Here is a 20,667-nt window from a genome sequence, read left to right as displayed (position 1 = left end):
AGTAACAATGACACATTGGATTGCAGGTGAATGGGTACAAGGTCAGGGTGAAGAGTTTGTGTCTCTGTCGCCGTACAACCAAGAAGTAATTTGGCGCGGTAACGGTGCAACGGCGGAACAAGTAGACCAAGCCGTTGCTGCAGCGCGTGCTGCGTTCGTCGAATGGAAAAAACGTCCATTCGCTGAACGCGAAGCAATTGTGTTGGCTTTTGCTGAAAAAGTGAAAGAAAACAGTGAAAAAATTGCCGAAGTGATCGCGAAAGAAACGGGTAAACCAATTTGGGAAACGCGTACAGAAGCGGCTGCAATGGCTGGAAAAATCGCTATTTCTATTCGTGCCTACCATGACCGTACTGGTGAAGCGACTCGCGAAGCTGCGGGCAACCAGATTGTATTGCGACATCGCCCTATTGGCGTAATGGCGGTGTTTGGGCCATATAATTTCCCTGGTCACTTACCGAATGGCCACATCGTTCCTGCCTTGCTAGCGGGGAACACAGTTGTGTTCAAACCATCTGAGCAAACGCCTTGGACTGGCGAGCTAGCTATGAAATTGTGGGAAGAAGCGGGTTTGCCAAAAGGCGTGATCAACCTTGTTCAAGGTGCGAAGGAAACCGGTATTGCGTTGGCTGATGCGAAAGGTATTGATGGCATTCTGTTTACGGGCAGTGCGAACACGGGTCACATTCTGCATCGTCAGTTTGCAGGTCAACCAGGCAAGATGTTAGCGCTAGAAATGGGCGGCAACAACCCGATGGTCATCTCTGATAACTACGGTGATTTGGATGCAACGGTGTACACCATCATCCAATCGGCATTCATCAGTGCTGGTCAACGTTGTACTTGTGCTCGTCGTCTATACGTGCCGTTTGGTGAGAAAGGGGATGCTCTGATCACTAAGCTGGTGGAAGCGACGAAAAACATTCGCATGGATCAACCATTCGCAGAACCTGCGCCATTTATGGGCCCACAAATCTCAGTGGCTGCGGCGAAGTTCATACTTGATGCGCAAGCAAACCTGCAATCTCTAGGCGGTGAAAGCTTAATTGAAGCGAAAGCAGGAGAGGCGGCGTTTGTTTCTCCAGGCATCATCGATGTGACTAACATTGCCGAGTTGCCAGATGAAGAATACTTCGGACCGCTGCTGCAAGTCGTGCGCTATGAAGGTTTGGATAAAGCCGTCGAGCTGGCGAATGACACGCGCTTTGGCCTGTCGGCAGGTCTTGTATCAACAGACGATCAAGAATGGGAATACTTTGTTGACCACATTCGCGCAGGCATCGTAAACCGCAACCGTCAATTGACGGGCGCAAGTGGTGACGCCCCATTTGGTGGCCCTGGTGCATCAGGCAACCTTCGTCCAAGCGCCTACTACGCGGCGGATTACTGTGCTTACCCTATGGCATCTATGGAAGGGCAGGAGACGGAATTACCTGCGACATTGAGCCCTGGCGTGACGCTTTAAGTTTCAATAACAGGGTCACGACCATGCATCGTGGCCCAATGTGCTGACGCATCATTTAGGTTTGGGTAGTACGCGTTGGCATTACACGGCAAGTGAGCACAGACTCAAAAAGCGTGTTTGACTGACTGACATTTACCGTCACAGGTTGATGGTTGCTCGTTCATTATTCTGGACAGCTTTTGGGCTGTGAACGAGCGACCACACTCTTATCTTAATCCTACATCTCGTAACAAGGAGTCGTTATGACGCCCGATGTGTTATTTGAATCGCTATGGCAAGACTACATCCAACGTCTTTGTCCTTCTGCTGCTAAGGTGCATCAGCTTCTACAAGAAGATGAGGCTCTGATTAATGATCATATTGCTTTACGTACTTTCAATGTTGAGCCGCTAGGTATTGAGACATTGGCGAAACCGTTTTTAGCTGCTGGCTATAAAGCGTGTGGGGACTACGTATTTGAGAGCAAAAAACTGGTCGCAAAACACTATGAGCACCCAGACCCGAAGCAGCCTAAAGTCTTCATCAGTGAGCTGAAAGTCGAAGAGTGTTCGCCAGAGCTGCAAGATATTGTGGCGAAACTGGTTGCGCAAGTGGATGCTGAAAAACTGTCGGGCAGTGCATTTCTGCATGGCGGTCGCTTATGGGATCTAAGCTTTGCTGATTACCAAACGTTGGCTAAAGAGAGCGAGTATGCGTCTTGGCTGGCCGCGCACGGTTATGGTGCTAATCATTTTACGGTGAGTGTGAATCAGCTGAATCAACACGATGAAGTCAAACAGGTTAACGACCATCTTCGTCAAGCAGGGTTTGTGATCAATGAGTCGGGCGGTGAGGTGAAAGGCTCGCCGGAAGTGCTGCTTGAGCAATCGTCTACGATGGCAGACAAAGTGCCAGTGACCTTCGAAGAAGGTTCGGAAATTATCCCAGGTGGCTTTTACGAGTTTGCTAAACGTTACCCAATGGAGAATGGCGAGTTGTATCCAGGCTTTGTTGCCGCTTCAGCAGACAAAATTTTTGAAAGCACTAATGGTTAAACGTACCAATGGCTAAACGCCATGGAATACCTTGGGCTAACCTGCTAGTTGCGACCTAGAGCCTGACTGCAAGGCAAATAACAAAGTAAATAAAAAGCCACCAATGTCGCCATTGGTGGCTTTTATAATTTTGTTCGTGTCACTCTAAATTGAGATTAACGAGTACCGTAAACAACGATAGTTTTACCGTGCGCAGAGATTAGGTTCTGCTCTTCTAGCATCTTCAAGATACGACCTACCGTCTCACGAGAACAGCCAACGATTTGACCGATTTCTTGACGAGTGATCTTGATTTGCATGCCGTCTGGGTGAGTCATCGCATCTGGTTGTTTAGCAAGGTTCAGAAGCGTCTGAGCGATACGACCAGTTACGTCTAGGAACGCTAGGTCACCCACTTTTTGGCTAGTTACTTGAAGACGACGAGCCATCTGCGCAGAAAGACGCATTAGGATGTCTGGGTTTACTTGGATAAGCTGACGGAACTTCTTGAAAGAAATTTCAGCAACTTCACAAGGAGATTTAGCGCGAACCCAAGCTGTACGCTCTTGGTCTTCTTCGAATAGACCAAGTTCACCAATAAAGTCACCTTGGTTTAGGTAAGAAAGAATCATTTCCTTACCTTCTTCGTCCTTGATAAGAACCGCAACAGAGCCTTTAACGATGTAGTACAACGTTTCAGCTTTTTCACCTGCGTGAATTAGCGTGCTCTTTGATGGGTACTTATGAATATGACAGTGTGAAAGAAACCACTCTAATGTTGGGTCGGTTTGAGGTTTACCTAGAACCATAATATCTCACTTCCTCTGCAGGGTACGCTTGCGCTATCCATATTTTAGCTAAGCCTGAATTAGGCTTACTAGAATAAGAGCACTTTTTATATGCTGCAAGCTCTCTTGTGTTTCGGTAAGAAATAGTATCCTTTTTCGAAAACGATTTCTTGATTTTAATCGTGCCATGATTGAGATTTTGTAAGCAAAACTGTGCACATGATCACGGTATGAAAAGTAAACATCTAGCCCGCTACGTTTTTAGCCAATTTTTCCTGTTTCAATCAGCTGTTGTAGGATAGGCCTAACTATGAGCTCCATTGCAAAGCTCATTTTGCCGCCTGGGACAACAATGGTGTTGTGGCGCGACATAAATGAGCCATCAATCATGGCCAGTAGATATGGGAAGTCGACATTCTTAATGCCGCGCAGACGAATCACCACAAAGCTTTCATCTAAACTCGGAATGCCTTTGGCGTTAAGCGGGTTGGAGGTATCGACGGTTGGGACGCGTTGAAAGTTGATGTGAGTACGAGAAAACTGCGGAGTGATGTAATTGAGGTAATCGTCCATTGATCGCACGATTGAGTCCATCACCGCTTCACGCGAATGGCCGCGATCGCGAGTGTCGCGCACGAATTTTTGGATCCACTCTAAGTTCACAATTGGCACCATGCCAATCAAGAAATCCACATGCTGAGCAACATTAACATCGCCATCAACCACACCACCATGCAGCCCTTCATAAAACAGCACGTCGCTGTTTTCAGGTAAGTCTTGCCACGGTGTAAATGTGCCTGGCATTTGATTGTAGGGAACCGCTTCGTCAAACGTATGCAGATAACGGCGCACGCTGCCAGTGCCGTCATGACCGAACTTACGGAAAAACTCTTCTAATCCCGGGAAGTCATTCGCTTGCGGACCAAAGTAACTGATGTGTCGGCCTTGCTCGCGGGCTTTGCGAATTTCGATGTCCATTTCAGGGCGAGTAAAGCGATGGAAGCTGTCTCCTTCCACCCATGCTGGCCTGATGTTCATCATATTGAACATCTTGCGGAATGCTTCAGACGTCGTGGTTGTGCCGGCACCGGATGAACCAGTAACCGCAATGATTGGGTGTTTAGCTGACATGACAAACCTTGTCGAAAATTACGTACCTGTAAAGTGCAGCAGCGAACCGCTGCACGGTCGATAACCCACTATAGCATGTAACAACGACTTGTCATCGAGTGGGATACGGTAAAAATGTGAACGTGCTAAAACTTTGCTTTGAGTTGAATATCAACCGTTTCATGCAGTTCTGAGAACACGATGACGGCTTCACCTTTTTCTAGTTGCGTCTTCACTTGATCGATTTTGTTTTGCAGTGAAATTTCAACCGCGCCATAGTCGGTGCCTTCGCGTAGCACGAACTCACGAATTAGATTTTCCAGTGTTTCTGGCGCGATGTCTTGCCAAGGAATGATCATAAATACCTCAAACTTTTATGATGAAAGGCTAGTTTACTGTGTTCGCGGTTTGGATACAGCTGAAAGGTACTCTGCCGCGACACTTTCGTAGTACGCGGGCAGGGCTTCCTCTAACCAGAACTTTGGTTTTAATGCTGTACCAGTCAGAAAACCAACGTGTCCGCCGTGCTCAAACAGACGGTAATCAATGTTATCTGGCAGAACAAATTTGGGGATCACCTCTTCGGTCATGAACGGGTCGTCTTTGGCGTGGATGATCAAAGTTGGCAAGGTGATCCGCTGTAACTTGCTCAATCCTGAGCATTGATCGTAATAATCTTGTGCATCCTTAAAACCATGCAGAGGTGCAGTGATCAAGTCATCAAATTCGTACAGACGAGTGACGCGCTTGATGGAGTTGTACGACAGCGCCAATTCTCCATGCAGTAAATGATGTTTTTGTAGAGCATTCCGTTTGAGCGAAGAGAGTAGGTAACGGCGATACACTTTGGAAAAGCCCTGCTCAATTCGATTGGCACAAGCTGCCAGATCCAGTGGTGCAGAGACGATGGTGGCCGCTTTTAAAATCGGGTCATCTTTGTATTGGGCTAAGTAGTTCGCCAGCATATTGCCACCAAGGGAGATGCCGACGGCGACTTTTGGATTGTTTGGAAAGCGCAGATGAAGGTGTTCCAAAAAGAAGCGAGCGTCCGTTACTTCTCCTGAATGGTATGCGCGAGCTTTTTTGTTCGGTTTGCCGCTACAGCCACGAAAATGCATCATCACCGATAACCAACCAGATTTCGCAAACGCATTCATCAGGCCGTTTGCATACGGGCTGTAGAAGCATCCTTCCAAACCATGAAACAAAACGAAGATGGGTTTGTTCTGCGCACGTTCTTTGGTGGGATCTTCACTCCAAGCGAGATCGAGGAAGTCGCCATCGTCGGTATCCAGCGTCTGCCAAATAGGCGTAAACAGCGCTTTTTTACGAATAAAGCGCGGTAAAAGGGTCTGAAGGTGCGGGTTCTTGATCCCGGCGGCTGCGAAAAATTGTGTCATACCTAACTGCTCTTATATGGTCCTTCATGTCAGTTGAAGAACTTATTAATATAATCCTTTATAAAGATTATAGGTATTCTACAGCGTTATGAGTGTTTTGGTGGGTGAATGTTTGGCACAGGGATAGCAAAGGCTTGTTGCAAATGCTCTCCACCAAGCTGACGACAGTATCTGAGCGTGAGTGGATCGCCATCGTTTTTAATCAGTGTAAGTGAGTTAATACAGTCGACCAAATCGGCTTGTTGTTGCTTTTCGAGTTGCAGTTCAAACTGCAGGCTTTCTCGATATAACGCATCGTTCACTTGGGATTTTAGATGACGTCGCAGGTCGCGAAAAGAGTGTAGCAGCGTTTCACTACGGCCAAGGCAGCTTTGAACCAAATGCCAATCTTTCTCTTGGAAGATAAGCTGCTGCTCGTCGAGCCAACGGAGCAGCAGTAATAGATTCACGTTACCGTGGTAATTGTTTTGCAATGATAAACACGCTTCTTTTACTTCTCGCACGCCATAAAACTGCAGGCTGAACTGCCAAAGGTGTTCTAGGGTAAGAGTGTATTCCGCGTGTTTGTTTGTCATTGGTTAAACTCTAGCTCCATCTGCTCCAGTTCTTCCTGAGCAGACATCCATTCCATTTCCACTTCTTCAAGTTCTGATTTGCTCGAAGCTTGAAGGGCCAGCACTTCATTTAGTTTAGCTTTATTTTCGGCTTCATACAGTGAGTTATCCGCCAATTGTTCTTCAGCCTCTGCCAGTGCTACACCTAACTTATCCATTTTATTTTCTAATTGTGTCAGGGTTTTGCGAATTGGCGCCGTCAGTTTACGAAATTCCGCTTCGCGACGTTTTTGCTCTTTCTTCGCAGCGGCACTGTTTGCGGTATCTTTAACTGGTTGCGACGCTTGTGCTTCTTTTCGCTCGGCTTTTTGTTGTTCAGTCAGCCACTTGTAGTAGTCGTTTAGGTCACCATCGAATGGCGCAACTTGACGATCATGCACTAAGTACAAATCATCGGTGGTTGCGCGCAGTAAGTAACGGTCGTGTGAAACAATCACCATCGCACCTTCGAACGTTTGCAGAGCCATGGTTAACGCTTGGCGCATGTCTAAGTCTAGGTGGTTGGTTGGTTCGTCGAGTAGCAATAGGTTTGGTTTTTGCCACACGATCAATGCCAACACCAAGCGTGCCTTTTCACCACCAGAGAACGGTGCGACTTTTTCTAGCGCTTTGTCGCCTTGGAAACCAAAACTACCTAGGTAATCGCGCAGTTGCTGCTCTGTTTGATCCGGTGCAATCTGCATCATGTGCTGCAGTGGTGTTTCTTCTGGGTGCAACGTTTCCAACTGGTGCTGAGCAAAGTAGCCGATCTTTACGCCTTGCGAATAGGTGAGATCGCCGCCTTGCGCTTTAAGTTCACCTGAAAGCAGTTTGATTAAGGTCGATTTACCTGCGCCGTTGCGGCCAAGCAAACCAATACGGCTGCCCGGTACTAAGTTCAGACGAATCTTTTCTAAAATTAGGTTGTCGCCGTAACCTGCCGATACGTCGTCCATCATCATGATTGGATTTGGCAGCGCAGCTGGTTGACGGAATTCAAAGCTGAATGGGTTATCGAACTGCGCGGGCAAGACTTTTTCCATGCGTTCTAGCGCTTTGATTCGGCTTTGCGCTTGGCGCGCTTTCGACGCTTTGTAGCGGAAGCGGTCGATGTAGCTTTGCATGTGCGACATTTGCTTTTGTTGCTTCTCGAACATCGCTTGTTGCAGCATCATTTTTTGCGCACGTTGATTTTCGAATGACGAGTAGTTGCCCGTGTATTCGTTCAGCTGTTGGTTTTCGATATGGATGATGCGACCAACGATCGGATCTAGGAAATCTCGGTCGTGCGAGATCAAGATCAGCGTGCCAGGGTAGTTTTGCAGCCAGCGTTCTAGCCACATTACGGCGTCCAAATCCAAGTGGTTGGTTGGTTCGTCGAGCAGTAGTAGATCGGAACGACACAATAGTGCTTGAGCTAAGTTAAGGCGCATACGCCAACCACCAGAGAACTGAGTTAAGTTCCAGCTCATCTGTTCTTGGCTAAAGCCAAGGCCGTCAAGCAGTTCTGCCGCACGGGCACGGATGCTATAGCCGCCAATGGTTTCGATCTTGCCGTGAATTTCTGCCACCAGCGTACCGTTGTCTTTTTCTTCGGCAACCGCTAGCTGTTGCTCAAGACCGCGGTATTCGCGATCACCATCAATGACGTATTCCAGTGCGCTGCGTTCTAAAGCCGGTGTTTCCTGCGCTACCCACGCCAATTCCCAATGCTGAGGTTGGCTGAACGAGCCCGCGTCAATCGACAGTTCATCTTTCAGTAGAGCAAATAAGGTCGATTTACCACAGCCGTTTTTGCCAACCAGACCTACTTTGTCACCTGGGTGAATGGTTGCCGATGCTTGGTCTAAAAGAGGTTTACCGCCACGCAGTAACTGAATATCAGAGAAGGTAATCATAGGGTTTTTGTTCACTTTGCGCAGCGCGCGTTTCTTGGTCGTTGATCTCGCGATGAATAGTAGGGCTATTGACGGGAAAAGTCGATCACTGAGCTTTAATTGCATTATGCTATACAAAAAAGTATAACAATTTGATAACGGATAAAAATCACCACAAGGACGACCATTTGGCTGTAGCAGCGTCTATTCTCCCAAGAGTTCTGGTCATTTATGCTCACCCAGAGCCGCACAACTCCATTGCTAATCAAGTGATGATAAAGCGAGTGCAATCACTTGAGCACGTGACGGTGCACGATCTTTATGGCGCTTATCCTGATTTCTTTATCGATGTGAATCACGAACATGATCTACTGATGAATCATGATGTGATTGTCTTTCATCATCCTCTTTATATGTATTCATGTCCGGCGTTGTTGAAAGAGTGGTTAGACCGTGTGCTCGGCAAGGGCTTTGCGTTTGGCGACGGTTCTGCACTGGAAGGCAAATATTGGCGCAGTGTGATCACCACGGGTGGTAAAGAAGAAGCCTTCAGTGCTAGGGGGTATAACAAGTATCCGTTAGAGCAGATTCTGCAACCGTTCGAGTTGACGGCTGCACTATGTCAGATGCATTGGATGGAGCCGCTGGTGTTGTATTGGTCGCGCAATGTTTCTGATATTGAACGCTATGACCACGCGGAGCAGTATCGTCGATGGCTGAGTAATCCTCTTGATGAGTGGGAAGCGTTGCACCAAGGAGGTCAGCATGGCGATAACCAGTGAGTTTCTACAAAGCAGTGTCGTGTTTCTGTCGGCGGCGGTGATTGCTGTTCCTTTGGCGCAGCGATTTGGCTTAGGTTCAGTGCTTGGCTATTTGTTGGCAGGGGTATTGATTGGCCCATGGGGATTACGCCTGATTAGCGATGTCGATGCGATTCTGCATTTTGCCGAGCTCGGGGTGGTGTTACTGCTGTTCTTAATTGGCTTGGAATTGAACCCGAAAAAATTATGGCAAATGCGAGGGCCGATTTTAGGTCTTGGCGGCGCGCAAGTTGTAGTGACGACGGCGGTTATTGGTAGCATTGTCAGTTTGTTTGGCTTGAGTATGCAGGTGAGTTTGGTCATCGGCATGGGGCTAGCCCTTTCCTCTACGGCTATTGCACTTAAAGTGATTGAAGAGCAAGGCCTCAATGGCACCGAAACGGGCCAGTCTGGTTTTGCTGTGCTGCTTTTTCAAGATATCGCCGTCATACCGATGTTGGCTATGTTACCGCTTTTGGCTGGTGAACAGAATGTAGGTAGTTGGTTCGATGCTTTTACCGTTTTAGGTAGTGTCGTAGCCTTGTTGATTGGTGGTCACTTTTTATTGCGTCCTCTGTTTCGTTTTGTCGTGATGAGTGGGGTTCGCGAGCTATTTACTGTGGCTTCACTCTTGGTGGTGCTAGGCATTTCTGTGGTGATGCAAAAACTGGGCTTGTCCATGGCGCTAGGAACTTTCTTAGCTGGAGTGTTGCTGGCCGAAAGTGAATATCGCCATGAGTTAGAAATCGCTATCGAGCCGTTTAAAGGCTTGCTGCTTGGTCTGTTTTTTATCGCGGTTGGCATGGCGGTAAACTTAGGCTTACTGGCGTTGCATCCTCTTGAAATTCTTGGTGCGGTGGTGGCTTTGGTTGTGGTGAAAGGTTTGGTGTTGTACGCCCTAGCCAGGGCGGGGCGAGTGCGAGAAAAAGCACGTAGCCGTATGGCCGCCATCTTGAGCCAAGGTGGTGAGTTTGCTTTTGTGATTTTCACCGCGGCAAGCCAAGAAGGCATTTTATCCAAAGAACAAGTGGCGTTTTTGTTGGTTGTGGTGAGCCTATCGATGGTGACCACGCCACTCTTGTTGATGGGACAAAAGAAGTGGTTCGCTCATACGCTTAATCAGGAAGAAGAGAGCGTCACCAGTCACGTGGTTGATCGTCGTCCTCGCGTCATCATTGCGGGTTTTGGTCGTTTTGGGCAAATCGTTGGGCGCTTAATGTACGCCAATAAAATCAAAGTTACGGTATTGGAAAGTGACGCCAGCCAAATTCACTTACTGCGTAAGTACGGCTACAAAGTATTTTATGGCGATGCCACGCAAATCGATTTGTTGCGCGCCGCTGGCGCAGACAAAGCGGAAGCGTTAGTGATTTGTACAGACTCGCCGGATGAAGTGATGGCGATTGTCGATATCTGCCGTACGCATTTTCCGAATCTCAAATTGCTCGCTCGTGCTCGAAGCCGAGTTGAGGCCTATCAGTTGATGAGCCATGGTGTGCAAAACTATTCACGTGAGACCTTTTTAGGCGCACTGGATCTTGGTCGTCAAACTCTGGTTGAGTTAGGCATGCACCCATATCAAGCAAAGCGGGCAGAAGCACATTTTCGTAAGCTCGATAATGCTATGCTTAAAGACTTGCTGCCTCAGCATAATGAAGATAAGAAGCTCGCCCAAAGAGCCAAAGAAGCTCGTAAAGAGCTAGAAGAAATTTTTGGTCGTGAGATGGAAAGTGATCACCAGTCGCCTAATCATTGGAAGTAGTACCCGCAGACCTAAGCGGGAAAAGGAACAAAAGTGAAAGCCAAGAAACGTTTTATTGCGGGGGCAAATTGCCCACAGTGCAGCCAGCAAGATACCCTACGCTGGTGGATAGAAAACAATATTGAGTTAGTCGAGTGCGTTGAGTGTGACTACACCGAGCAGCGTAAACCGCAATCTGTAGAGAAAAATAAACACTCCGCGCAGGAAATGATTGGGATTTTTAAGCCTGAGTAATTGAACTTCGATAATTGATCCCCATAATACTACCATCGCAGTACTTAACCCCATTCTGGTTAAGTCAATTAATCTCTCTGGAGTTAGTATGAAAATTGAAAAGAACGTTGTTGCAAGCCTTGCATACAAAGTAATGATGGAAGACGGTGTAGTAGTTGACCAATCAACTGCAGACGCGCCTCTAGATTACCTTCACGGTCACAACAACCTAATCACAGGTCTTGAAAAAGAGCTTGAAGGCAAAGTGGCTGGCGACAAGTTCTCAGTAACTGTAGCTCCTGAAGATGCATACGGTGAGCACAACGACGCTCTAGTTCAGCGCGTTCCTGCTGACGTATTCCAAGGTGTTGAGCAAATCGAAGTTGGCATGCGTTTCCTAGCAGACACTGACCAAGGTCCAATCCCTGTAGAAGTGACTGAAGTAGACGGCGACGAAGTGGTTGTTGATGGTAACCACATGCTAGCAGGTCAAACGCTAACATTCGAAGTTGAAGTAATGGCAACTCGTGAAGCAACAGCAGAAGAGATCGAACACGGTCACATTCACCAAGCTGGTGGTTGTTGTGGTGGTCATGACCACGATCACGACCATGAAGGCGGTTGCTGTGGCGGCGAAGAGAAAGGCGACGACCACGAATGTTGTGGCGGCGGCGGTTGCGGTTCTCACTAATCGCATGCTCTTCACTAGATAAACGCATCTAGTAAAGCTTTAAAAAAGCGCAAGTTGAGGTTTCAACTTGCGCTTTTTGTTTATCTGCGGTGTAGTGCAAATCATACAAGGAATAACAGTTGGACAAAGCGATGACGAAACCGTTCTCAATTGCCATTCACGGCGGAGCAGGCACCATTTTGCGTGAACAAATGAGTGATGAACTTCAGCAATCCATCTTGGCAGACTTAGAAGCTGCGGTAAAAGCAGGACACCAAATACTCGAACAAGGTGGAGAAGCGCTTGATGCGGTGGTCGCTGCGGTAAAAGTACTGGAAGACTCTCCCAACTTTAATGCGGGTAAAGGCTCGGTTCTTACTCACAACGAAATGGTAGAAATGGATGCCTCTGTGATGGATGGTCGCAACCTTGCCGCAGGTGCTGTCGCGGGCGTTAGACACATTAAAAACCCGATCGAGTTGGCTCGGGATGTGATGCTTCGCAGCAACCATGTGTTGTTGGTTGGTGAAGGTGCTGAGAAGTTTGCTTTTGAACAAGGCCATCAATACACCGAACAAGATTACTTCTTCACAGATCGCCGTTATGAACAGCTGCTCTCAATGCGTGAGAAAGGTTTGTTTGCGTTATCTGAGTCTCGTTACCCGGATGATCGTAAACACGGCACTGTAGGCGCAGTGGCGTTAGACCAGCAAGGCAACTTAGCTGCGGCGACCAGTACGGGTGGGGTAACCAATAAGCAATATGGTCGTGTTGGAGATTCTGCACTGATAGGCTGTGGCACGGTGGCTGAGAATGGCGTGGTGGCAGTTTCAACTACGGGTGTTGGTGAGTTCTTTATTCGTAAACGTGTTGCGGAAGATGTAGCAGCACGTATGCGTTATCTGCAAGAGGACGTACATACCGCGTGTGAAGCCATTATTCAGGGAGATCTCAAAACCATGGGCGGAGAAGGTGGCCTGATTGCCATTGATGCGAATGGGGCGTTGCATTTCGCTATGAACAGTACGGGGATGTATCGTGCGGGTATCAATACTCGCGGTGAGTTGAGTGTGAAAATCTACGCTAACGACTAACCGTTCGATTATTTCACGACGAGCCACCGTGCAATTACAACAAAGCCCAGCATAAGTCTGGGCTTTGTTTTGTCTTTCGCGTATTGATCAGTAATGCGGCGGCGGTGGCTCGTTGGCTGGATCTTCCATATTCGAAGAATCCATATTTTTCACTTTGCCTACTACGTACTTCATTTGATCTTGCATCTTCGTGATCTGCAATTGTTGTTGTGACAATGCACTGTTCAGATCTTCGATTGTTTGCTCTTGGAACGCCACCTGACACTCTAAGTCGTTGATGCGTGCTTCCAATTGCTCAATGAGTTTTTCTGTCATGACCCGTTCTCTAGTTGCCAAGCTTGGGCGATGCCCGCCGATGTGGCAGTAATTACACGTTGCTTAGAATCAAAGGCAGCATCATACACGACCGCGCGAGGAGGGCGAGTATCTTTTTTCGGCTCGACTTCAAATCCGTCAATGCGCTTTCCGCTCTGCGTATCCCAAATCGAGACGCGGCCTGAAGGTGTTCCCGTCACCAGTTGAGAACCATCATCAGAAAAACGCGCGGTAGAGAAAATCAGCTGGCGCGACCAACTGCTGAGTTGCGAAACCTTTTGACCTGTTTCTAAATTCCAAATGATCGCTTGATTGCCACCGTCTGACGTCATGGCGAGTTTGCCATCTCGTTGTAGTGCTACGCGCACAACACGTTGTTCATGTTCAAAAGTTCGTAATACCTGACCAGATTCAGTATCCCAGAGGTAAGCTTTGTAGTCGTTACCGCCTGTTAATGCGAATCGACCATTGGGAGAGATGGCGACAGAGTTGACTTTTTCTCGGTGAGCGAGGAACTCCAAGCGACGACCGGTGACTAAGTTGACGTAAATGGCTTTACCGTTTGAGAGCCCGAGTAGCACTTGTTCACCGTTGCTGGTGATGTCGATGTCGCGAATTAACGCGTCAGAAATGGACCACAGCCCTTGTGCTTGCGTCCAGCCAAGGTCCCAAACGGCAAAGTTGATTTGACCTGCGGTTACAGCAAAACGGCCGTTGTCTGAAATACGAATATGAGATACCGCGTTGCCATCGGCATCAAGCTCTCCGAGCGTTGCGAGTTTTTTGTTTTGCTCTAGGTCCCACAAAACCAAGTGGTGTTCTTCAGAGTAGAGCAGGGCAAATCGACCATCTCGGCTGAGTCCAAAGCTCGTTGAGCCCTGCGGTTCGAGTGGCCAACGTTGAACTTCATGCTCGGTAAAAAAGCAACCATTTAACGTGGTGATGACAATTAAATATAGGAATAAATGAGAAATTCTTTGCATCACATCTAATAATCCGGTTTGTGTCTTAAGACATATAGCTAGTATATTGGTATAACGATTGTCTTCACCAGTCTCATATAAGATTTGTGCACAATAACCAATGGCGAAGCCATTATTGGGAGAATTTAATGAAATCAGTTTTAAAAGTGTCGCTACTTGCTGCAACAGTAATGCTAGCGGTAGGTTGTCAGAAAGAAGAAACAAAACCAGAAGCAGCACCTCAAGCAGAACAAGTTCAAGCAGAAACAGGTAAAGCGGTTCACTTTAAAACCGACGACGACAAAGCGGCATACGCAATCGGTGTTTCATTTGCTAACTACCTAAGCACTAGCATCGAAAAACCAAGCGAAATCGGTATCAACCTAAACAAAGACCTTGTTCTTAAAGGTATCGAAGATGTCTTTAAAGGCAACGCAGAGCTAAACGAAGAAGAAACACGTGCTGCTCTAGAATCTCTAGACAAGCGTGTTGCTGAGAAGATGCAAGCACAAGCAGCAGAAAAAGCAGCGGCAGCGAAAAAAGCTGGCGATGATTTCCGTGCGGAATTCGAAAAGCAAGAAGGCGTAGTGAAAACAGACACCGGTCTTCTATACCAAGTAATCACACCTGCTGAAGGCGAGAAGCCAAAAGACACTGACACTGTACAAGTACACTACAAAGGTACGTTGATTGACGGTACTCAGTTCGACAGCTCTTACGATCGTGGTGAGCCAGCAACGTTCCCTCTAAACCGCGTTATCCCAGGTTGGACAGAAGGTGTTCAGCTAATGCCTGTGGGTTCTAAATTCAAATTTGTTATCCCGCCAGAGCTTGCATACGGTGACCAAGACACACCAAGCATTCCAGCAAACTCAACACTTGTATTTGAAGTTGAGCTACTAAAAGTTGAGAATGACAAAGCTGAGCAATAAGAACGAGCTGAGCTAAGTTATTGAAAAAGGTCCGTTTAACGGGCCTTTTTTGTTCTAGGTCACTAGTTGGTGAGTTTGCTAGGTTGCGTTTCAAATTTTCTGATAAACTTACACCAATTTGTTGATTTTTCGCTCGAAGGCTTATGACAACTACAGAAACAATAAATGCGGAGATGTTGCTCGAAATGGAATCGGTTAACGTGATGCCATTTACTGAGCACGACAAAATCATCTTGAGATCTTACGAAGCGGTCGTGGACGGTATCGCGAGCCTGATCGGTCCGTTTTGTGAAATCGTTCTTCACTCTCTGGAAGACTTAAATACCTCTGCAATCAAAATCGCTAATGGCGAAAACACCGGCCGCCAAGTAGGTTCGCCTATTACTGACTTAGCGCTAAAAATGCTGAAAGACATTGAAGGCTCTGAGCGTAATTTCTCACGTTCTTACTTCACACGTGCCAAAGGCGGCGTACTAATGAAGTCAATCACTGTTGCGATCCGCAACGGTGAAAATCGCGTAATTGGTTTGCTGTGTATCAACGTCAACCTTGATGCGCCATTTTCGCAAGTGTTGCAATCTTTCATGCCAACGCAAGAAGCGAAAGAAGCCGCTTCATCGGTGAACTTCGCGAGTGACGTAGAAGAGCTGGTGGACCAAACCGTTGAACGTACGATTGAAGAAATCAATGCGGATAAATCGGTATCGAACAACACTAAGAATCGTCAGATCGTGATGGAGTTGTACGATAAAGGCATCTTCGACATCAAAGATGCCATCAACCGTGTTGCCGATCGTCTTAACATTTCAAAACACACCGTGTACTTATACATTCGTCAACGTAAAACCGAGGACGAATAAGCGTGGGTGGATTAACTTACACGCTGGTGGTAAATGGCTCTGTTTACGGCAGCCAATCGGCACGCAGCGCATACCAATTCGCACAAGCAGTCATTGAACAAGGGCATACTCTGGTGAGTGTGTTCTTTTATCAAGATGGTGTGACCAACGGTACTGCGTTAAGTGTGCCAGCTAATGATGAGTTTGATTTGACTAAAGCATGGCAAGGTCTCGCTAAAGAACATGATGTGCGTTTGGAAACGTGTGTCGCTGCAGCGCTGCGTCGTGGCATCATTAGTGAGGATGAAGCCACTCAACATGGTTTAACACAAAACAATCTTGCAGAAGGTTTTGTACAAGCGGGTTTGGGCAGTCTAGCCGAAGCGATGTTAACCCAAGACAGAGTGGTACAGTTTTGAGTCAGTTAACTTATCTATTTCGAAGCGCACCGCATGGCAGCGCAGCTGGTCGCGAAGGCGTTGATGCGCTTTTGGCGGCTTCCGCGTATTGCGAAGATATCACCGTGATCTTTATCGGAGATGGCGTGTATCAGCTTCTATTGGGGCAAGAACCTAGTGGTATCTTAAGCAAAGATTACGCGCCGATGCTCAAGTTATTCGATCTATACGACATCGAACAGGTGTTTGTGTGTTCAGAATCGTTAGCGCAGAGAGGATTGGCTCAAGCTGATCTCGTTATAGATGCTCAAGCACTCAGCCTTGAGCAAGTAAAAGAAAAACTGCAGCAAGCTGGCAAGTTACTGTCATTCTGAGGACGCTATGTTACACATCATCAAAACTGTTTCAGCCTTAGAAGATGCATTCGCATTGTATAGCGAACAAGATGCTGCCTTGCTGATTGAAGATGCCGTCTACGCCGCAAATCCACAGCACAAGGCGTTTAGCCATGTAAAACACGCCACTGTGTTCGCATTAGAAAGCGATATTCAAGCGCGTGGAATGGCAAATCGTATCAGTCCATCAGTGACTGTCGTAGACTACGTTGGCTTTGTCGAATTGACGGCAAAACACGATAAATCTCTCACCTGGGATTAATACACCTTTCCTGTCGATAAAGCTTTACGGATGAATTGCTTTAATTGAACAAAAAAGATCCGTATATTTCTTGACACACCTCTCACTGCTGCATAGAATTTTGCGTCCCTAACTGCCAATGGTGGCTAGGGATAGATTTTTCACAAAGCTTACTTTCAAGTAAATCAGGAGCTAGTTAATGGCAACTATTAACCAGTTGGTACGTAAGCCACGTGCAAAGCAAGTTGTTAAAAGCAACGTGCCTGCACTAGAAGCGTGCCCACAAAAACGTGGTGTATGTACTCGTGTTTACACTACTACACCTAAAAAACCTAACTCAGCACTTCGTAAAGTTTGTCGTGTACGTCTGACAAACGGCTTCGAAGTTACTTCGTACATCGGCGGTGAAGGTCACAACCTTCAAGAGCACTCAGTTGTTCTAATCCGTGGTGGTCGTGTTAAAGACCTTCCAGGTGTGCGTTACCACACTGTTCGCGGCGCACTAGACTGTGCTGGCGTAAATGACCGTAAACAAGGTCGTTCTAAGTACGGTGTGAAGCGTCCTAAGTCTTAATGGATTCCGTTAAGTAAGGCCAAACACTAAATTATTTTTAATTTTTTGAAAAAACTGAAAAGTTTTGGATAAAACCTGAAGAAGACAACGGAGATAAATCCATGCCACGTCGTCGCGTCATTGGTCAGCGTAAGATCCTTCCAGATCCAAAATTCAAATCTGAATTGCTGGCAAAATTCGTTAACATCCTAATGGTTGACGGTAAAAAATCTACTGCAGAGAAAATCGTTTACACTGCACTAGATTCTATGGCTGAAAAGTCTGGTAAAGACCACTTAGCTATTTTTGAAGAAGCTCTTGAAAACGTTCGCCCAGCGGTAGAGGTTAAATCTCGCCGTGTTGGTGGTTCAACTTACCAAGTTCCTGTAGAAGTACGTCCGGTTCGCCGTAACGCACTTGCTATGCGTTGGTTGGTTGAAGCTGCGCGTAAGCGTGGTGAAAAATCTATGGCTCAACGCCTAGCTGCTGAAATGCTAGACGCGTCTGAGAACAAAGGTACTGCTGTTAAGAAACGTGAAGACGTTCACCGTATGGCAGAAGCGAACAAAGCGTTTGCACATTACCGTTGGTAATACCTTTTCAGTGCTGCAAGGTTCCTTGCAGCACTTCTTTAGTTCCTATGCCTATGCTAGGAACTATTGCTATATCTAGGGGATAGCATTTTTTAGCTATAGCAATAGTCCCTATCTCTAAGTTAAGAGGATTCAATCGTGGCTCGCAAAACTCCTATTGAGCACTACCGCAATATCGGTATCTGTGCTCACGTAGATGCAGGTAAAACAACCACTACTGAACGTATTCTGTTCTACACTGGTCTGTCTCATAAAATCGGTGAAGTTCACGATGGTGCAGCAACCATGGACTGGATGGAGCAGGAGCAGGAACGTGGTATCACTATCACTTCAGCTGCGACGACTACTTTCTGGCGTGGTATGGAAGCACAGTTCCCTGAGCATCGCGTAAACATCATTGATACTCCAGGACACGTTGACTTTACGATCGAAGTAGAGCGTTCTCTTCGTGTACTTGATGGTGCAGTGGTTGTGTTCTGTGGCTCGTCTGGTGTTGAACCTCAGTCTGAAACAGTATGGCGTCAAGCTGACAAATACCACGTTCCTCGCATGGTGTTTGTAAACAAGATGGACCGTGCAGGTGCAGACTTCCTACGCGTTGTGGATCAAATTAAAAACCGTCTTGGTGCGAACCCTGTTCCAATCCAACTAAACGTTGGTGCTGAAGAGGACTTCCGTGGTGTTATCGACCTTATCAAGATGAAGATGATCAACTGGAATGATGCCGATCAAGGCATGTCGTTCACTTACGAAGACATTCCAGCAGACATGATCGAGCTTGCTGAAGAGTGGCGCAATCACATGATTGAGTCTGCAGCAGAAGCAAGTGAAGAGCTGATGGACAAGTACCTTGAAGAAGGTGAATTGACCGAAGCTGAGATCAAACAAGCTCTACGTACTCGCACACTAAACAACGAAATCGTACTGGCTACTTGTGGTAGTGCGTTCAAAAACAAAGGTGTTCAAGCGGTACTGGATGCAGTAATCGAATTTTTGCCATCGCCATCTGACGTACCTGCAATTAAAGGTGTTGACGAGAAAGATAACGAAATTGAGCGTCACGCAGACGACAATGAACCGTTCTCAGCACTGGCGTTCAAGATCGCGACAGACCCATTCGTGGGTACGCTTACTTTCATGCGTGTTTATTCTGGTGTTGTTAACTCAGGTGACGCGGTTTACAACTCTGTAAAAGAGAAGAAAGAGCGTTTTGGTCGTATCGTTCAGATGCATGCAAACAAGCGTGAAGAAATCAAAGAAGTTCGCGCTGGTGATATTGCTGCTGCTATCGGTCTGAAAGATGTAACGACAGGTGACACACTGTGTGACCAGAACCACAAAGTGATTCTGGAGCGCATGGAATTCCCTGAACCAGTTATTCAGATCGCTGTAGAACCTCGTTCTAAAGCAGACCAAGAGAAAATGGGTATCGCGCTAGGTAAACTGGCTGCGGAAGATCCATCATTCCGCGTAGAAACGGACGACGAAACAGGTCAGACTCTGATCTCTGGTATGGGTGAACTTCACCTAGATATCATCGTTGATCGTATGAAGCGTGAATTCAGCGTTGATTGTAACGTTGGTAAACCTCAGGTTGCTTACCGTGAAACCATTCGTGGTAAAGCGGAAGTGGAAGGTAAGTTCGTTCGTCAATCTGGCGGTCGCGGTCAATACGGTCACGTATGGGTCAAACTTGAGCCTTCAGAACCTGGTGAAGGTTTCGTATTCGTAGACGAAATCGTGGGTGGTGTGATTCCTAAGGAATACATTAGTTCGGTAGCGAAAGGTATCGAAGAGCAAATGAATAGTGGTGTTCTAGCGGGTTACCCTGTCCTAGATATTAAAGCTACACTATTTGATGGCTCTTACCACGATGTAGACTCAAGCGAGATGGCGTTTAAGATCGCTGGCTCGATGGCATTCAAGAAAGGTGCACTAGAAGCACAACCTGTGATTCTAGAACCAATGATGAATGTCGAAGTAACCACTCCGGAAGATTGGATGGGTGACGTTGTTGGTGACCTAAACCGTCGTCGCGGTATGATCGAAGGTATGGATGAAGGTGTGGCTGGTCTTAAGATCATCCGTGCTCAAGTTCCACTATCTGAGATGTTTGGTTACGCAACTGACCTACGTTCTGCAACTCAAGGCCGTGCGTCTTACTCTATGGAGTTTAACGAGTACGCTGAAGTGCCGAAAAACTTCGCAGATAAAATTATTGCAGAGCGTGGTTACTAATTGACGATTGAACTACAAAAAGTTTACGACTTTTTGCGAGATCAAGCCGTCCAAATATTGCGCTAACGGGCGTTGGCGCATAAAATAACAATTTCTGGCGCGTCGTAGATCAATAATGATCACGGCGAATCATAACTAGGAAGGAACACGATCGTGTCTAAAGAAAAATTTGAACGTACGAAACCGCACGTTAACGTTGGTACAATCGGCCACGTTGACCACGGTAAAACAACTCTAACTGCTGCTATCTGTACTACTCTAGCTAAAGTGTACGGCGGTGAAGCGAAAGACTTCGCATCTATCGATAACGCTCCAGAAGAGCGTGAGCGCGGTATCACAATCGCAACTTCTCACGTAGAGTACGACACTCCAAGCCGTCACTACGCGCACGTTGACTGTCCAGGACACGCTGACTA

24 protein-coding genes are annotated in these 20,667 nt (G+C 47.0%); 16 read left to right on the top strand and 8 right to left on the bottom strand.

The window, feature by feature from the left end; genetic code table 11:
• The first annotated feature begins 7 nt into the window (after nt 1–7).
• Both astD and ACF8OV_RS13465 read left to right on the top strand, forming a co-directional pair.
• A complete protein-coding gene (gene astD / locus ACF8OV_RS13470) occupies nt 8–1,465 on the top strand; it encodes a succinylglutamate-semialdehyde dehydrogenase (protein WP_203505015.1) in 1,458 nt (485 codons plus the stop codon).
• A 242-nt stretch (nt 1,466–1,707) separates the two neighbouring features.
• Nucleotides 1,708–2,499 carry a DUF1338 domain-containing protein gene (locus tag ACF8OV_RS13465; protein ID WP_025534964.1) on the top strand — a complete coding sequence of 264 codons (792 nt, stop codon included), beginning with the start codon at nt 1,708–1,710 and terminating at the stop codon, nt 2,497–2,499.
• 155 nt (nt 2,500–2,654) lie between these two features.
• On the opposite strand, the gene crp is transcribed toward ACF8OV_RS13465, so the two are convergent.
• The 6 genes from crp to ACF8OV_RS13435 form a co-directional block, all read right to left on the bottom strand.
• Nucleotides 2,655–3,287, bottom strand: coding sequence for a cAMP-activated global transcriptional regulator CRP (gene crp, locus ACF8OV_RS13460; protein ID WP_005381432.1), 633 nt, complete (start codon nt 3,285–3,287; stop codon nt 2,655–2,657).
• Nucleotides 3,288–3,527: 240 nt separating this feature from the next.
• Nucleotides 3,528–4,397 carry a phosphoribulokinase gene (locus ACF8OV_RS13455; protein ID WP_005458134.1) on the bottom strand — a complete coding sequence of 290 codons (870 nt, stop codon included), beginning with the start codon at nt 4,395–4,397 and terminating at the stop codon, nt 3,528–3,530.
• A 125-nt stretch (nt 4,398–4,522) separates the two neighbouring features.
• Nucleotides 4,523–4,735 (bottom strand): YheU family protein, encoded by a 213-nt coding sequence (locus ACF8OV_RS13450; protein WP_005458136.1) that lies wholly within the window; start codon nt 4,733–4,735, stop codon nt 4,523–4,525.
• A 33-nt stretch (nt 4,736–4,768) separates the two neighbouring features.
• Complete coding sequence (locus tag ACF8OV_RS13445) at nt 4,769–5,776, bottom strand: hydrolase (protein ID WP_203505017.1); 1,008 nt, start codon at nt 5,774–5,776, stop codon at nt 4,769–4,771.
• A gap of 86 nt (nt 5,777–5,862) precedes the next feature.
• On the bottom strand, nt 5,863–6,351 hold the full coding sequence (locus tag ACF8OV_RS13440) for a TIGR02444 family protein (RefSeq protein ID WP_005458139.1): 489 nt from the start codon (nt 6,349–6,351) through the stop codon (nt 5,863–5,865).
• Entirely contained in the window at nt 6,348–8,267 is a 1,920-nt protein-coding gene (locus ACF8OV_RS13435) for an ABC transporter ATP-binding protein (protein WP_021449774.1), read from the bottom strand. The genes ACF8OV_RS13440 and ACF8OV_RS13435 overlap by 4 nt, the downstream gene beginning before the upstream one ends.
• A 167-nt stretch (nt 8,268–8,434) precedes the next feature.
• Here ACF8OV_RS13435 and kefG point away from each other — a divergent pair, with 167 nt between their 5' ends.
• The 5 genes from kefG to ACF8OV_RS13410 all read left to right on the top strand — a co-directional run bounded on the left by kefG (nt 8,435) and on the right by ACF8OV_RS13410 (nt 12,785).
• The gene (gene kefG / locus ACF8OV_RS13430; protein ID WP_203505019.1) at nt 8,435–9,028 is read left to right on the top strand and encodes a glutathione-regulated potassium-efflux system ancillary protein KefG; all 594 of its coding nucleotides are present in this window, start codon (nt 8,435–8,437) and stop codon (nt 9,026–9,028) included.
• A complete protein-coding gene (gene kefB / locus ACF8OV_RS13425; RefSeq protein ID WP_005464769.1) occupies nt 9,012–10,808 on the top strand; it encodes a glutathione-regulated potassium-efflux system protein KefB in 1,797 nt (598 codons plus the stop codon). Before kefG ends, kefB begins: the two co-directional genes overlap by 17 nt.
• Nucleotides 10,809–10,841: 33 nt before the next feature.
• Nucleotides 10,842–11,042 (top strand): YheV family putative zinc ribbon protein, encoded by a 201-nt coding sequence (locus ACF8OV_RS13420; protein WP_140064862.1) that lies wholly within the window; start codon nt 10,842–10,844, stop codon nt 11,040–11,042.
• An 88-nt stretch (nt 11,043–11,130) separates the two neighbouring features.
• Nucleotides 11,131–11,712 (top strand): peptidylprolyl isomerase, encoded by a 582-nt coding sequence (gene slyD / locus ACF8OV_RS13415; protein WP_005485547.1) that lies wholly within the window; start codon nt 11,131–11,133, stop codon nt 11,710–11,712.
• 131 nt (nt 11,713–11,843) lie between these two features.
• Complete coding sequence (locus ACF8OV_RS13410; protein WP_029817810.1) at nt 11,844–12,785, top strand: isoaspartyl peptidase/L-asparaginase family protein; 942 nt, start codon at nt 11,844–11,846, stop codon at nt 12,783–12,785.
• A gap of 87 nt (nt 12,786–12,872) precedes the next feature.
• Here ACF8OV_RS13410 and ACF8OV_RS13405 read toward each other — a convergent pair whose 3' ends face one another.
• Entirely contained in the window at nt 12,873–13,100 is a 228-nt protein-coding gene (locus ACF8OV_RS13405; protein ID WP_005458294.1) for a SlyX family protein, read from the bottom strand.
• Nucleotides 13,097–14,083, bottom strand: coding sequence for a WD40 repeat domain-containing protein (locus tag ACF8OV_RS13400; protein ID WP_140050292.1), 987 nt, complete (start codon nt 14,081–14,083; stop codon nt 13,097–13,099). The genes ACF8OV_RS13405 and ACF8OV_RS13400 overlap by 4 nt, the downstream gene beginning before the upstream one ends.
• 128 nt (nt 14,084–14,211) lie before the next feature.
• Here ACF8OV_RS13400 and fkpA point away from each other — a divergent pair, with 128 nt between their 5' ends.
• The 9 genes from fkpA to ACF8OV_RS13355 form a co-directional block, all read left to right on the top strand.
• Nucleotides 14,212–14,994, top strand: a complete 783-nt coding sequence (gene fkpA / locus ACF8OV_RS13395; protein WP_005458290.1) for an FKBP-type peptidyl-prolyl cis-trans isomerase — start codon at nt 14,212–14,214, stop codon at nt 14,992–14,994.
• 143 nt (nt 14,995–15,137) lie between these two features.
• Nucleotides 15,138–15,854 carry a transcriptional regulator gene (locus ACF8OV_RS13390; protein WP_005438378.1) on the top strand — a complete coding sequence of 239 codons (717 nt, stop codon included), beginning with the start codon at nt 15,138–15,140 and terminating at the stop codon, nt 15,852–15,854.
• A 2-nt stretch (nt 15,855–15,856) separates the two neighbouring features.
• Nucleotides 15,857–16,252, top strand: a complete 396-nt coding sequence (tusD, locus tag ACF8OV_RS13385; RefSeq protein WP_005458288.1) for a sulfurtransferase complex subunit TusD — start codon at nt 15,857–15,859, stop codon at nt 16,250–16,252.
• Nucleotides 16,249–16,605, top strand: a complete 357-nt coding sequence (gene tusC / locus ACF8OV_RS13380; RefSeq protein WP_005458285.1) for a sulfurtransferase complex subunit TusC — start codon at nt 16,249–16,251, stop codon at nt 16,603–16,605. Before tusD ends, tusC begins: the two co-directional genes overlap by 4 nt.
• Nucleotides 16,606–16,612: 7 nt before the next feature.
• The gene (tusB, locus tag ACF8OV_RS13375; RefSeq protein ID WP_005481146.1) at nt 16,613–16,888 is read left to right on the top strand and encodes a sulfurtransferase complex subunit TusB; all 276 of its coding nucleotides are present in this window, start codon (nt 16,613–16,615) and stop codon (nt 16,886–16,888) included.
• Between the two features lie 178 nt (nt 16,889–17,066).
• Nucleotides 17,067–17,441: a 30S ribosomal protein S12 gene (rpsL, locus tag ACF8OV_RS13370; RefSeq protein ID WP_004399892.1), complete on the top strand. Its 375-nt coding sequence runs from the start codon at nt 17,067–17,069 to the stop codon at nt 17,439–17,441.
• A 101-nt stretch (nt 17,442–17,542) separates the two neighbouring features.
• The gene (gene rpsG / locus ACF8OV_RS13365; RefSeq protein WP_005488949.1) at nt 17,543–18,013 is read left to right on the top strand and encodes a 30S ribosomal protein S7; all 471 of its coding nucleotides are present in this window, start codon (nt 17,543–17,545) and stop codon (nt 18,011–18,013) included.
• A gap of 138 nt (nt 18,014–18,151) precedes the next feature.
• Complete coding sequence (fusA, locus tag ACF8OV_RS13360) at nt 18,152–20,251, top strand: elongation factor G (RefSeq protein ID WP_005496543.1); 2,100 nt, start codon at nt 18,152–18,154, stop codon at nt 20,249–20,251.
• A 153-nt stretch (nt 20,252–20,404) separates the two neighbouring features.
• Nucleotides 20,405–20,667 (top strand): GTP-binding protein (locus ACF8OV_RS13355; RefSeq protein ID WP_245398261.1); only part of this gene is annotated, 263 nt, incomplete at its 3' end.

Source organism: Vibrio sp. GLN_1 (assembly GCF_043106015.1).
Classification (GTDB): domain Bacteria; phylum Pseudomonadota; class Gammaproteobacteria; order Enterobacterales; family Vibrionaceae; genus Vibrio; species Vibrio parahaemolyticus.
The sequence above is the reverse complement of the archived record's forward strand: the minus strand, read 5'-3'. Positions and strand labels throughout refer to the sequence as shown.